The 13,912-nt window shown below is 38.8% G+C and carries 10 protein-coding genes; 7 read left to right on the forward strand and 3 right to left on the reverse strand.

Going from position 1 to position 13,912, the window contains the following annotated elements; all coding sequences use genetic code 11:
• Positions 1-306: 306 nt before the first annotated feature.
• Positions 307-1,026, reverse strand: a complete 720-nt coding sequence (locus ACUN24_RS15240; protein ID WP_445563272.1) for a hypothetical protein — start codon at positions 1,024-1,026, stop codon at positions 307-309.
• A complete protein-coding gene (locus ACUN24_RS15245; RefSeq protein ID WP_445563273.1) occupies positions 1,010-1,963 on the reverse strand; it encodes a hypothetical protein in 954 nt (317 codons plus the stop codon). Before ACUN24_RS15245 ends, ACUN24_RS15240 begins: the two co-directional genes overlap by 17 nt.
• A 589-nt stretch (positions 1,964-2,552) precedes the next feature.
• Between ACUN24_RS15245 and ACUN24_RS15250 the strand changes: the two genes are divergently transcribed.
• Positions 2,553-3,773 (forward strand): hypothetical protein, encoded by a 1,221-nt coding sequence (locus ACUN24_RS15250; protein WP_445563274.1) that lies wholly within the window; start codon positions 2,553-2,555, stop codon positions 3,771-3,773.
• Positions 3,770-4,273, forward strand: a complete 504-nt coding sequence (locus ACUN24_RS15255) for a hypothetical protein (RefSeq protein ID WP_445563275.1) — start codon at positions 3,770-3,772, stop codon at positions 4,271-4,273. The genes ACUN24_RS15250 and ACUN24_RS15255 overlap by 4 nt, the downstream gene beginning before the upstream one ends.
• Before the next feature lie 211 nt (positions 4,274-4,484).
• On the opposite strand, the gene ACUN24_RS15260 is transcribed toward ACUN24_RS15255, so the two are convergent.
• A complete protein-coding gene (locus tag ACUN24_RS15260) occupies positions 4,485-5,039 on the reverse strand; it encodes a hypothetical protein (protein ID WP_445563276.1) in 555 nt (184 codons plus the stop codon).
• A gap of 749 nt (positions 5,040-5,788) precedes the next feature.
• Between ACUN24_RS15260 and ACUN24_RS15265 the strand changes: the two genes are divergently transcribed.
• The 5 genes from ACUN24_RS15265 (at position 5,789) to ACUN24_RS15285 (ending at position 13,893) form a co-directional block, all read left to right on the forward strand.
• Positions 5,789-6,871 carry an efflux RND transporter periplasmic adaptor subunit gene (locus ACUN24_RS15265; RefSeq protein WP_445563277.1) on the forward strand — a complete coding sequence of 361 codons (1,083 nt, stop codon included), beginning with the start codon at positions 5,789-5,791 and terminating at the stop codon, positions 6,869-6,871.
• Between the two features lie 21 nt (positions 6,872-6,892).
• Complete coding sequence (locus ACUN24_RS15270; RefSeq protein ID WP_445563278.1) at positions 6,893-10,063, forward strand: efflux RND transporter permease subunit; 3,171 nt, start codon at positions 6,893-6,895, stop codon at positions 10,061-10,063.
• Positions 10,056-11,489 (forward strand): TolC family protein, encoded by a 1,434-nt coding sequence (locus tag ACUN24_RS15275; RefSeq protein WP_445563279.1) that lies wholly within the window; start codon positions 10,056-10,058, stop codon positions 11,487-11,489. The genes ACUN24_RS15270 and ACUN24_RS15275 overlap by 8 nt, the downstream gene beginning before the upstream one ends.
• Positions 11,490-11,816: 327 nt before the next feature.
• Complete coding sequence (locus ACUN24_RS15280) at positions 11,817-12,647, forward strand: aldo/keto reductase (protein ID WP_445563280.1); 831 nt, start codon at positions 11,817-11,819, stop codon at positions 12,645-12,647.
• Positions 12,648-13,431: 784 nt separating this feature from the next.
• Complete coding sequence (locus ACUN24_RS15285; RefSeq protein WP_445563281.1) at positions 13,432-13,893, forward strand: VOC family protein; 462 nt, start codon at positions 13,432-13,434, stop codon at positions 13,891-13,893.
• Positions 13,894-13,912 lie beyond the last annotated feature (19 nt).

The following is a 13,912-nucleotide window of genomic DNA, read 5'->3' on the forward strand; positions in this document are numbered from 1 at the left end:
AACAAAGAAGGGCTGGTTTGTGTTTGCTAAGATAATCTTTTAATGTAAGTATTCTGTTTCATAAATGTTAAGATAATGTTCGTTGTTGAAAGGGCAAGAATTATAGCGAATAACAGCGATTTGCTCCGGTTTGCCTTTTGCATTCTTCACAAGTAGTATAGGTTATTCCTGTTTCGCTCCAACCACCATCTTTTCTTTCGAAAACACAAAATTCTCCGTCAATTTTTACACACCTTAACGTAGGTAGGAAAAATAATTTATCCCTCTTAGCCCTTTTTTTTCTTAATTTTCTCATTGTTAGCAATGTTAAGGTTTCAAAATAATGGTGTCTTCATACCTCATAATAAGCGATACCTTATCGCCCAGTACATCATCAACCGATATCACTAATGCCTTGTTGCCGCTTAGCTGATTTTCTTGCGTGAGCACTACTTTTTCAATCCGAAGACTGTCTGAAGTAAAGTTGGAGCCATATTGTTTATCCAGTAAAAAATATATTTTGTCACTTTTTCTCTTGGTTGGCGTATAAGTTGTGCATTTAGCAGTTATCTTAAAAGTTTCATCAGTAAGGAGATAGGGGCCAGATGCCCGGCTGTCTAAAATTCCGTAATAAAAAGGGCTGAAACCTGTGGCAACATCTGTTTCTAACCATGGCCGCTGTACTGTGAAAAACAAGAAACTGTTTTTGTTTCCACTTTTTGCATCAAATAAAATAAGGTAAACATCATACTCGCTTTTGCCTCCTCTATTATAGGAAGTGAACTCATTTTTGCGCTGTTTACTCAGAACCGCCCAGTCTACGAAATGATTCTGTTCCATCCAGCCTTGAAGAAAACCTGCTTTATATACCCTTGCACGGGTGGCATTCTTTTCAGTGGCCAGTATAGATTTGCTTCCGCCGATCACACTTTGCAAAAACGCTTTATCAATGTCCTTATTAAAGTTAAACGGATGTTTCCTGATGGTGCAAGAGCTCAGCGCCACCAGCAAAAAGATAATGAGTTTACTGCTATTTAACTTTAACATAATTGATATTATTAAATGATCCTCCAATAAAAACCCTGTTCACATCGTTATTTGGGTGCAAAGGCATTTTTCCAATTACGTGTATCAGATCCTGAAAAGAAAATATAGTTCCGTTTTCACCTACCCTTAACGAACCCAAAACACCCGCATCAACACTAAAATGTTCATTTAGTCCAATCCTGAGATGATATTGAGAACTGTTGTAGTTCGAATCTTTTTTTCTTTTCGACTGATCATCGGCAGACTGAGCATACGGAGGAACATCTATACCGATGATTTCAGAAAGCTCGAACAAAAATGGCTGGTAACCTGTAAACTGATCGAAACTTAACTCACCATAATTAAAGCCCTTGCGGGAGTGTACGAAGAATGAACCACCACCTGTCCACCAGCGATCAAAACCATCGCCAATGCCAAACCACTTTACTGGTGCAGCACCATCATTATAATAATTAAAGCTAAGTCCAGGCCCTGAAAGGGTAACCGAACCTACCACCTGGTTGCGCCGATGGTTGTTGAATACAATATTGGTAGAGAGCAGTCCGAAATAATTGTTGTTTAAGTTGATGTTGTAGAAAGCAGAATTCTGCATCGTACGTATTAGTTTCTTATAACTTAGTGGATTACCACCGTATCCTGCAGAGATAGAATTGGTAAAGTCTATCTCAACATTATCAATCAAGGGATTCAGATTGGTACCAACAGTTTTCCTGTATATAGAAATACTGCCACCATAGTTTGCGATAAAGCTGTTTTTGTAAACGGCACTCACTGCAAAACCGCCATAGAGGTTTACCCCAGGAAAAGTTTGCTTTTTTCCATAGTTAAGATTTACATTAAGCCCAAAACTGAAATATGGTGCGTAAGCCCAATCTTTTTGAGCGTAGGTTCTACCATTAAAAAGAATCAAGAAGACAAGTGTAACTAAATATTTCATGGTAGAGCGACTTAAATAATCAGTTATCAATACAATAAACTATATGTACTTTGCTTTAATCAGGTCGTACTAATTATCTTTATGGTGTAATATTAGTTTGTATTGGTTATGCAATTTAACCAATGTAGTGCAGAATACAAATACCTATTAGGCGGTATTTATCGTATTTTTTCGAACGGATACATTAGATTTTATACCCAGCATCGGGTATTGGAATCTATCAGGTGATCCGTTATATTTACGTATTCGATAACAGTAAATGCTGTAGTTTAAAGTGAGCTGTTATCGTCGGTTGAGTGCTATATATATTTCAATTAATATTACCCGGTATGTCCCCAAGCGGATTTTGTGCTGTGCCTTAGGGATATTTCATCTAAAACTTTTCAACTCATGAATATTTTGCCGACTTTGGATTACTTAAAGACAGACTTCTTATCCATGCAAATGCCTTTGTTGCAAATCCGGATTACAGCATGTCGATTCCGGATAATTTGATCTCAGGAGAAGAGATTGTAGAGAAGTTTATGAGCAGGAACATGCTCAGTTTTATGGAGAAACATTTCAGGTAATAAAAATTAACCTAAATAAAATGATATACAACGAACGAAAAGCCATGGATCCTGCTATAAAGAAATGTCTTATCGAAAAATTGCTGAATAACAAAATTACGGTTAGCGAACTTGTTGATTTGCGGCCTGAAATTAATGAGTTTGATCTCTCAGAAATTATTCAGCACATCTACGATCTTAATCTGGAGCAGGTACGTAAAATAGCGGCATTAGCACCTGTCATGGCCAAAGTTGACGCATTAAAAAATAGCCAGCGTAATGCCCGTTTTATAAAAAAGGTAAAAAATAATTTTCGTAAGCATAATGCTAAGCACAACGGACTTAAAAACAGGGTTGTGGTGGTAGAGGGCGATTCCTGGTTTAATTATCCCATTCTTTTAAGCGATGTAATCGACTGGGTTGCTATGGAAGAAAATATAGCTGTTTATAGCCTGGCCTCCGGAGGCGATTGGCTGATGAATATGCTTAGTGCCAAAAAATATGTGGAACAGCTTTCCACACTTCAGCCTGATGTATTTATCATTAGCGGGGGCGGAAACGATCTGGTCGGAAACCGGAGGATTGCAGCCATGGTTACACATAAAGGCGATTCTAATGAATTTGAAAATAGTGCATTTGCGAAATATCTCTATCAAAATGCGGTTAAGGCACCCGATAAACCGGAAGATTTTATGCGGGGTACGCAGTTCATATCCAAAGATTTTTATGCTTTACTGGCCTTTTTTCAGCTGCAATATTACTTTATTATAAATGGAATTCTTACCGGAGGAAAAGGCAAGGGTGAAAAGGGCAAATTTCCGGGAATACAGATCATTACCCAAGGTTACGATTACGCTATTCCGAGCGATAAAAAGATAACAGGGTATAACCCATTCAAATGGTATCGGTTGTTTGCACGAACCTTTCTCGGACATGGCGGATGGCTAAAAACGCCCTTGCAGCTCAGAGGTATTTACGACCCCGAAGACCAACGCAAAATTGTTTATGCCATGATTTACCTGTTTAATGAAATGATGATCGATATTGGCCGCACTTTTACTAAAATGTTAGGGGAGAACCGGGTATTCCATATCGATTCGAGAGGATCAATTGGTAAAAACGGCTGGACAGATGAATTGCACCCATTGCCTAAACATTTCAAAAAAACAGCAGCAGCCTTTATCCATTGTATTAATAACCCAAATAAACAAGGAACTGCAGTTGTTGAAGTTGTAAACCAACAGGAAGGAGGACAGCAATGAAAAAGATATTGATTTTAGCATTTGTTATCGTTTGTGGTGTAATGTCTTTTCAAGGAAATGTCCTTCAGCAATTCAGTGGTAAAGGAATCATTGGCCTGGAGCTTGCCAATAAAGATACAGGAACGGAGATTATTTCGCTTTGGAGCGACACGCTGTATGGCGACCAAACACTTTTAAACCTTGCACAAAAGAATACACACCTCGATTTTCTGTTTATTTTGGTCTATGTATTGCTTATCATGACACTATCTAATGCGCAAATGCAAAGAGAAAAAACAAGTTGGTTAAATGAATTATTAAGATTTAATTTATTTCTGGCCTTCTTAATTGGCTCATTGGATGTTATTGAGAATGTCAGACTGCTACACAGTTTCCATCACCCTGGCAACCTGGCTGAATTTTGGCGAACAGATTTTATTGCCTGGCCTAAATTTGTGATGGCAGGCTGGGTAATCCTAATCTACCTTTTCTCGGTAATTAAGGGCTGTTTAAATAAGTAATTTTGGGATCAATCGGCATCAACGGTTGAATAAATTTACAGCACTATATTACCGCTTTTTAATACCCTTAAAAACTAATCACTACCTCGTCGGTTATTGGATGGATAAACATGCCAATGAACGTATAAAACAATCGGGTTTCCATAGCCCCATGCTTTTTGGCATAGGGCTACCGAAATATTTGTTATTTTTTATTTAAAAAAGCGGACAATTAAATTGCACCGTCTTCTTTAACCATTTTATTAACGGCTTTTTGTACTTTGATTACATCTGTTTCAACTGTTTTTCTAACCGCTGCATCAAATGATGCTGCAAATTCTGCACTGATAGAAATCTGGTCTTTTTCATTCAGTACATTGAGTACAAAAGCATGGCTTCCAAATTTAAATCCGCTTTTTATTTTAATCACCTCTTTTTCAAAGGTTTTCAAAAATTCGTAACTGTTGCTGATCTGATCAAAACAATCTCTTACTGCCTGAAAAACAAGGTGCGTTTCGATATCCAAACCGTTTATAATTACCATAACCGAGGTAAGATCATTTAGCTCTGGAAGAAGGTCTTCGCTGTAAATAATGTCTTTTGGGTCCAGGATTACAACTGTTTCCTTATCTGCATTTTCACCTGCCTGTTGTGTTAATTGCATAGTGGCATTACCGTCTTTTAGGGTAACAGTGTTTGCAGAAGTGTTTTCAATTTTAATATCGCTAATGGTATCTTTTATGATGCCTACAACAAGTTCGAGCGCTTTTGATTGGGTACTGTTCATTATGGTATTTTTTACAAAGGTAATGCTTGCCTACGGTGCTGGATAATTATCGTTCAAATAAATATAACATTTATTGCTAAGTGTTTTATTTTTAAAGGCTTAATCTTTTATTTTGGCTGGTGTTATTTTATTTCAACTGTTTGTTACATGGTGAAGGTAAAGCTGCGGACGATCAAAAACGATTTCGTGAGGGTAAACTGCTCCGTATCCTCGTAACCGATCTCTGATATGCCATCTTCATCAAATTGATAAATACTGGCCCCGATAGCAGATGAGCAGAGGGGAGTGCTCGGCAATAGTAAACTGGGACTGGCCCGGTTTATCCCATTGATTAATTCATTTCATGTAGTTTAACAGTCATAAAACCTTTTTCTTCACTATGACGGAAATATTCAAATACATAAAAACAAGCATTTTTTTTTGGGGAAATGCCAATTTCTTCATCTAAAAGGAATCATTAATTGCTTCATTAGTTAAAAAAGCACTATAAATATGATGTTTGTAATTATAAATCACCTCTTTATGTGCTAAACCACGATTTTCAGAATGGAAACCTGAAGTTCAACTTCATTATAACTTCATAAATCTGTATTTATTTCGCATTCGAATTAAATCATTGCGTAACCAGAATTTATTGAAATCAATTAAGTATCTACAAACCGGTCGTAGATCACTTTTCATATAAATTGGTTGCCAATGGAAACTAATTAGAAAAATTAAATCAGATTAAAACCATTCAACGAAAAAAAATGAAAAGAGTTCTCATGTGCTTAGGCTTGTGTACTTTGCTTTACGTAACAGGTTGCACCTCGAAGAAAGAAGAAAAAGAAGAAGTAGCCACTTATGCGGTAACAACGCCGTTAAGGATGGATACTTCCTTTACCAAAGAATATGTTTCGCAGATTAAATCCGTTCGGAACATCGAAGTTAGGGCCCAGGAAAAGGGTTATCTCCAAAATATTTATGTAGATGAAGGCCAGCATGTAAAAGCAGGTCAGCTTTTGTTTAAGATTATGCCTAAAGCTGCACAATCTGAATTGCTAAAAGCACAAGCTGAAACTAAATCGGCAGAAATTGAGTTGGAAAACACAAAATTATTGTCAGATAAAAATATCGTTTCTAAAAATGAACTGGCGATGGCTAAAGCCAAACTGCAATCGGCAAATGCTGAAACCTCACTGGCTAAATTCCACTTGTCTAATACCGAAATCAGGGCGCCTTTTGATGGCACCATCGACCGTATTCCTTTAAAATTAGGGAGTTTGGTAGATGAGGGCGCTTTATTAACCAGTCTTTCTGATAATAGTCAGGTTTTTGCCTATTTTAATGTATCTGAGCCAGAATACCTGAACTACCAGAGTAGTGCAAAAGCAAAGGGGCAACAAGAGGTTAGCCTGCTATTGGCGAATAACGAGTTGCTGAAATCGAAAGGTAAGGTTGAAGTAATCGAAAGCGAATTTGATAACGAAACAGGAAACATCGCTTTCAGGGCCAGGTTTAATAACTCGGATAACTTGCTAAGAAACGGAGAAACCGGTAAAATCCAGATGGTAGTTCCCTTAAAAAATGCCTTGGTAATTCCACAGAAAGCCACTTATGATATTCAGGATAAGACTTATGTTTTTGTGATTGATAAAAGTAACAAGGTGCATTCCAGAGCGATTACCATTGCGGGCGACCTCCCTGATTTATACATCATAGGCGATGGCATCACAGCTGAAGATAAAATATTGCTTGAAGGTGTACAGAAGGTTAAAGACGATGATAAGATCGCCTTCAAATTCCAGCAGCCTCAGGAAGTGATGAAACAATTAAGATTAAAAACTGAATAATCTACCCTCCAAACTTATTTTATGTTTAGTAAATTCATACAAAGGCCTGTCCTTTCTATAGTAATATCGCTTATCATTGTGTTTCTTGGGGTATTGGCCATCAGCTATCTGCCCGTTACACAATTCCCTTCTATTTCGCCGCCTAAAGTTAATATTACGGCAGAATACCCAGGGGCAAATAACGAGTTGTTGATTAAATCGGTGGTTATTCCGCTCGAGCGTGCACTTAACGGTGTACCGGGAATGAAATATATCGCTTCTGACGCCGGTAACGATGGTGAAGCATCAATCCAGGTGGTATTTAACCTGGGTACCGATCCCAATCAGGCTTCACTTAACGTTCAGAACCGTGTTGCAGCTGTTACCAATAAACTTCCTCCTTTAGTGGTTCGTGAGGGGGTTAAAATCACCCGCGAAGAGTCTAACATGTTAATGTACATCAATTTGTACAGTAAAGACCCTAAAATGAACCAGAACTTCCTGTACAATTATGCCGACATCAACTTGCTTTCTGAGTTGAAAAGGGTAGATGGTGTGGGTTTTGCCGATATTTTGGGTGATAGGGATTACGCCATGAGGATCTGGCTTAAGCCCGACCGGATGCAAGCTTATAAAATCTCTGTTGATGAAGTGATGAAAGCACTTGATGAGCAAAGTTTAGAAGCCTCACCAGGTAAAACCGGTGAGAGTTCTGGTAAACGCTCACAAGCTTTTGAGTACGTATTAAAATATTCCGGACGCTTTAGTACGAAAGAAGGATACGAAAATGTAGTGTTAAGAGCAAGTGCCAATGGAGAATTACTTCGCTTAAAAGATGTGGCCGATGTAGATTTTAGTGCTTCTGCTTACAATTTATACTCTACATTAAACGGAAAGGCTTCAGCAGCTATTGTGTTGAAACAATCGTATGGTAGTAACGCCAGTCAGGTAATTAAAGATGTGAAAGCGAAAATGGCCGAGATCAAATCGAGCTCTTTTCCTAAAGGATTGGATTATGAAGTAAGTTACGATGTTTCGAAATTCCTCGATGCCTCAATTGAAAAGGTAATCCACACCCTTGTCGAAGCTTTTATTTTGGTAGGTCTAGTGGTATTCCTGTTTCTTGGCGACTGGCGCTCAACACTTATTCCAGCTATTGCTGTACCCGTATCCTTAATCGGAACCTTTGTGTTTATGCAGTTTTTCGGCATTACGCTCAACTTAATTACCTTATTCGCCCTGGTGTTGGCCATCGGGGTAGTAGTAGATGATGCCATTGTGGTAATTGAAGCCGTGCATGCCAAGATGGAGCACGATCGGAAACTTTCGGTACTGAAAGCTACACAACAGGCCATGAAAGAAATTGGTGGGGCAATTATCGCCATTACCTTTTTAATGGCATCGGTATTTATTCCGGTAGCTTTTATGTCTGGGCCAGTAGGTATTTTCTACCGTCAGTTCTCCATCACCATGGCAACAGCAATTATCCTTTCGGGTATTGTGGCTTTAACACTTACACCAGCGTTGTGTGCCATTATGTTGAAGAATAACCATGGATCGAAGAAAAAGAAGACCATTATTGATCGCTTTTTAGATGGTTTCAACAATGGTTTTGCCAAACTTTCTGGTAAATATGAATTGGTGTTAACCAAGGTAGTAAGTCGCAGGATATTAACCTTTGGTATTCTGGTGGTGTTTTGTTTAGGTATCTGGGGATTGAGTGGAAGTGTGCCATCAGGATTTATCCCGAATGAAGATCAGGGGATGGTTTATGCCATTATCCAAACTCCGCCGGGATCTACATTAGAACGTACCGACCAGATTGCAGAGAAACTGCAGAGAATGTGCGAAGATATTGACGGTGTAAAGTCAGTTTCATCTTTGGCAGGATATGAGATTCTTACTGAAGGTACAGGATCGAACTCGGGTACCTGCTTAATTAACCTGAAAGATTGGAGCGATCGTAAACATTCGGCAGTAGAGATTATTGAAGAACTTGAAGAGAAATCGAAATCTATTCCAGGTGCAACTATCGAGTTTTTCCAGCCACCAGCTGTTCCCGGTTATGGTGCTGCGGGAGGTTTCGAGCTTCGTTTACTGGATAAAGCGGGTAGCGGCGATTACAAAAAAATGGAAACTGTTGCCAACGATTTTGTAAAAGAGCTGAATAAACGTAAAGAACTTTCATCAGTATTCACTTTTTACAGTGCAAGTTTCCCTCAGTACATGTTAGATGTTGACAATGATATTGCACAACAAAAAGGCGTGAGTATTGATAATGCGATGAATACACTATCCACTTTTGTAGGTAGTAATTACGAAACCAGTTTTATTAAATATGATCACCAATACAAAGTAATCGTGCAGGCATTGCCTCAATACAGGGCTTTGCCAGAAGATATCTTAAAACTGTCGGTTAAAAACGATCGCGATGAAATGGTGCCTTTCTCAGCGTTTATCAAAATGAGGAAAGTATATGGTTTATCTGAAATTACCAGACACAACATGTATAATGCTTCGGAGATCAGCGGACAATCTGCTCCAGGTTATAGTTCTGGTGAAGCCATTAAAGCCATTACCGAAGTAGCTAAGAAAACTTTGCCAAGGGGTTTCGGTATTGATTGGGCCGGTATTTCTAAAGATGAGGTATCAAGAGGTAACGAAGCAATATATATCTTCCTGATCTGTTTAGGCTTCGTTTATTTAGTTCTGGCAGCCCAATATGAAAGTTTTATTTTGCCACTTTCAGTTATCCTTTCATTGCCAGCGGGTATTTTTGGTGCTTTCTTGTTCTTAAAATTATTAGGATTGGAAAACAACATTTATGCACAGGTTGCAATGGTGATGCTGATTGGTTTACTCGGGAAGAACGCAGTATTGATTGTGGAATTTGCCGCACAACGGCAGGCTCAGGGGGCAACGGTACTAAAAGCGGCAATGGAAGGTGCAAGTGTACGTTTCCGTCCGATTTTAATGACCTCTTTTGCCTTTATTGCAGGTTTAATTCCTTTAATGATTGCTTCCGGACCTGGAAAAATAGGTAACAGGACCATTGGCTCGGCTGCTGCCGGCGGGATGCTTTTCGGAACCATTTTCGGAGTAGTTGTAATCCCTGGACTATATTACATATTCGGATCAATAGCAGCAAAACACAAGCTGATCAAAATTGAAGAAGAACATCCATTAACTGAAGAAGTAGAAGATAATGTTTAAGAATAATATTTATAAAGGCCTTGGCTTAGTGCTGATATGCGCGGCATATACCGCCTGTAAGCTACCGGAAGTAGCCCAACGTGCCGAGAATAAAAACGTACCTGTGAGTTTTAATGGCTCAGATGATACTGTAAGTACAGCTGGTATGCAATGGCGTAACTTTTTTACAGATCCCAACCTGATCAACCTGATTGATACCGCTCTGAAAAATAACCAGGAGCTGAATATTACCCTTCAGGATATCGAAATTGCCAAAAATGAAATTAAGGCCAGAAAAGGAGAACTTTTACCAAGTGTAACCTATGGCGTTGGTGCTGGATTGGATAAAGTTGGCCGTTACACCAGTTCGGGTGCAGGCGATGCTTCTACTGAAATTACGCCAGGTAGAGAAGTGCCTGAAGTATTGCCCGATTATCGTTTTGGTTTACAGGCCAACTGGGAAGCGGATATCTGGCATAAACTGCGTAATTCTAAAAAAGCAGCCATTAACCACTATCTTTCGACAGTAGAAGGTAAGAATTTCGTAATCACCAATTTAATTGCCGAAGTAGCCAATTCGTATTATGAATTGTTAGCTTCTGATAATCAGTTGGAGACGGTAAAAAAAACGATCGAACTGCAAAGCAATGCATTGGAGTTGATGAAAATACAGAAACAGGCCTCCAGGGTTAATGAACTTGCCGTGCGTAAGTTTGAGGCAGAGGTGCTCAGCTCAAAAAGTTTAGAATTTGATATTCAGCAAGATATTACTGAAACCGAGAATAAAATTAATTTCCTGCTGGGCCGTTTTCCTCAACCCATTGTTAGGGATAAATCAAGTTTTACCGATTTGGTACCGGCAACCGTACACTCGGGTTTACCAGCTCAGCTGTTGGCCAACCGTCCTGATATTAAACAGGCAGAGTACGAACTGGCAGCTGCTAAATTGGATGTTAAAGTAGCTAAGGCACAGTTTTATCCATCATTGGGTATTTCTGCTGCAATTGGTTATCAGGCTTTCAATCCTTCGTATTTATTAAGAACGCCAGAATCTTTGATCTACTCTTTGGCCGGAGATTTGGCCGGACCACTGATCAATAGAAATGCCATTAAAGCGGAATATTCATCTGCAAATGCCAAACAATTACAGGCAGTTTTTGACTATGAAAAAGCCATTTTAAATGGTTATATTGAAGTAGCCAATCAGTTATCGAAAATCAGCAATTTGCAGAAAAGCTATGACCTGAAGTCGAAACAGGTCAACGCACTTACCCAATCGATTGATATTTCAAACGATTTGTTTAAATCTGCCAGAGCTGATTATTTTGAGGTATTGATGACCCAACGTGATGCTTTACAATCGAAATTAGAATTGATCGAAACCAAAAAACAGCAATTGAATGCTGTGGTAGATATTTACCATGCTCTGGGTGGCGGATGGAAATAGTTAAATTGCGATAACCTCATTTTATTATTATCCTTATAAATCTAGTCAGGCTGTTCCAAACCGGGGCAGCCTTTTTCTTTTTTTGTCATTCTGAGCACAGCGAAGAATCTTTATAGCTGCTAACGCTCGTTTCTAATTGAGTTAAATAATAAATCGTTTATACGATCAAATCGTAAAACTATTCTTGCACTCGTTTGAAAATGAGCGCAAACACCAGAGTAGCTTTTACCCTTTGTTCATTTATTTATCATAAAATTTATTTTGCAAACAATGGCATTTGTCTGAGGTTATCTTTATCATAGAATTTATCATCATATCTGAAATAAAATGGGAAAAACTACATTTAAATTTGGCGAATTAGAAGTTAACCGCTTAGGTTATGGCGCAATGCAATTAACCGGAACGGGTGTTTTTGGTGAGGTAGAAGACCGCGATAATGCGATGACCGTTTTGCGTGAAGCAGTTGCTAATGGCGTTAATTTTATTGATACTGCGGAGGCTTACGGACCAAAATTTAACGAATCACTTATTGCCGATGCGTTATCGCCTTTTCAAAAAGATCTTTTTATTGCTACTAAAGGTGGTTTTGACCGTCCAGGTCCAAACAATTGGGTGCCTAATGGTGCACCTGAAAAAATCAGACAGGATATTGAAGGAAGTTTACAGCGTTTAAAAGTAGATTCAATCGATTTATGGCAACTGCACCGCATTGATCCCAATGTGAATGTCGCCAAAACCCTGGAGCCTGTGGTCGAAGCCGTGAAAGAAGGTAAAATAAAAAATGTGGGCTTATCAGAAGTAACTATCGATCAGATTAAGCAGGTGCAGGACATTCTTCCGATAGTTTCGGTTCAAAATTTATATAACCTTAGCGACAGACAGTGGGAGGGTGTTTTGGATTTTACAGCAGAACAAGGTCTTGCTTTCATTCCATGGTTTCCGTTAGCTTCTGGTCCGCATAAGTTAGCCGATAAGATTAAAGCAATTGCCGAAACACATCAAGCTACAACCGCGCAGATTGCTTTAGCCTGGTTATTAAAAAGATCATCAAATATCCTATTAATCCCTGGAACAAAATCTGTAGAACATTTAAAAGAAAATTTAAAAGCCACAGAAATTGAATTGACTGAGGCAGAATTTGAAAGTTTAGCACAATAGGATGGCTTTGTCATTCTGAGCGCAGCGAAGAATCTTTTTCTTTCTTAGAGGTTTTAGCCTATTTAAACTCACTGGTCTTAGCGTCTCGCTAAGACCTTTTTCACTACAGTTATTTTTTTGCCACGGAAGCACAGAGAACACTTTACTGGTCTTAGCGTCTCGCTAAGACCTTTTTCACTACAGTTATTTTTTGCCACGGAAGCACCGAGAACACGGAAAATTCCCCGCGATCGTCATTTCGAGCGAAGTGCAACGCAGTCGAGAAATCTGTCTAGATAGATCTCTCCATTTCGCTGCGCTACAGTCGAGATGACGAAGGTTCTATTGGAATCTTTTTTTTACTACAATTAATTTTTGCCACGGAAACACCGAGAACACGGAAAATTCCCCGCGATCGTCATTTCGAGCGAAGTGCAACGCAGTCGAGAAATCTGTCTAGATAGATATCTCCATTTCGCTGCGCTGCAGTCGAGATGACGACGATTCTAATGGAATCAATGGTAGCGCAGCAAAGAACCTGAAGGCTCTGCGAAGCAGGTTTTTTAGTATGAATACATTAACTCGTGTCGTCATCCTGAACTTGTTTCAGGATCTTTACTGGATAGAATAATCAAGTTCAAAGATCTCTCCACTCTACATTGCTCCAGGAGATAATGATCGCGGTTTTGCGTTTTTACAAACTTTGTCATGCTGAGCGGAGTCGAAGCACCTCTCAAAAAAAATGATTGGAGGATGTATTAAAAAAAATATAAAAATAATTCCTTTAGAAGTTTGATATTTAAACATGAAAAAAATCTTCCTTTTTACTGTAATCTTATTTTCTATCACTTTTCAAAGAGCCATGGCGCAAAATAAATCCGAAAATTTACCTGCTGTTTTAAATCATATTGCTGTTTACGTAGCTGATCTGAACAAAGCAACTGCTTTTTACGAAAGTGTATTCAACCTTAAAATCATTCCTGAACCTTTTAAAGATAACCGCCATACCTGGTTTACCTTAGGGACTGCCGGACAGTTGCATTTAATCCAGGGCGCAAAAGGAAATGAGGTTTTTGATAAAAACGGGCATTTATGTTTCAGTGTTCCGTCAGTTGATGAATTTGTAAAGAAGTTGAATGCAAAAAATATCAGTTTCGAGGATTGGCCAGGAAAGAAAGATGGAATTACCTTACGCACCGATGGCGTAAAGCAAATTTATTTTAAAGATCCGGATGGGCATTGGCTGGAAGTAAACGATGCTAAGTAAATTTTTTACTACGTGTAGA

The sequence above is a fragment of the Pedobacter sp. WC2501 genome, from assembly GCF_052682415.1.

Excerpts from the sequence above, each read along its gene's own strand:
- ACUN24_RS15285 (WP_445563281.1), top strand. The coding sequence starts at position 13,432 with ATGAAAAAAATCTTCCTTTTTACTGTAATCTTATTTTCTATCACTTTT.
- ACUN24_RS15255 (WP_445563275.1), top strand. The coding sequence starts at position 3,770 with ATGAAAAAGATATTGATTTTAGCATTTGTTATCGTTTGTGGTGTAATG.
- ACUN24_RS15245 (WP_445563273.1), bottom strand. The coding sequence starts at position 1,963 with ATGAAATATTTAGTTACACTTGTCTTCTTGATTCTTTTTAATGGTAGA.
- ACUN24_RS15250 (WP_445563274.1), top strand. The coding sequence starts at position 2,553 with ATGATATACAACGAACGAAAAGCCATGGATCCTGCTATAAAGAAATGT.
- ACUN24_RS15275 (WP_445563279.1), top strand. The coding sequence starts at position 10,056 with ATGTTTAAGAATAATATTTATAAAGGCCTTGGCTTAGTGCTGATATGC.
- ACUN24_RS15270 (WP_445563278.1), top strand. The coding sequence starts at position 6,893 with ATGTTTAGTAAATTCATACAAAGGCCTGTCCTTTCTATAGTAATATCG.
- ACUN24_RS15260 (WP_445563276.1), bottom strand. The coding sequence starts at position 5,039 with ATGAACAGTACCCAATCAAAAGCGCTCGAACTTGTTGTAGGCATCATA.
- ACUN24_RS15240 (WP_445563272.1), bottom strand. The coding sequence starts at position 1,026 with ATGTTAAAGTTAAATAGCAGTAAACTCATTATCTTTTTGCTGGTGGCG.
- ACUN24_RS15265 (WP_445563277.1), top strand. The coding sequence starts at position 5,789 with ATGAAAAGAGTTCTCATGTGCTTAGGCTTGTGTACTTTGCTTTACGTA.
- ACUN24_RS15280 (WP_445563280.1), top strand. The coding sequence starts at position 11,817 with ATGGGAAAAACTACATTTAAATTTGGCGAATTAGAAGTTAACCGCTTA.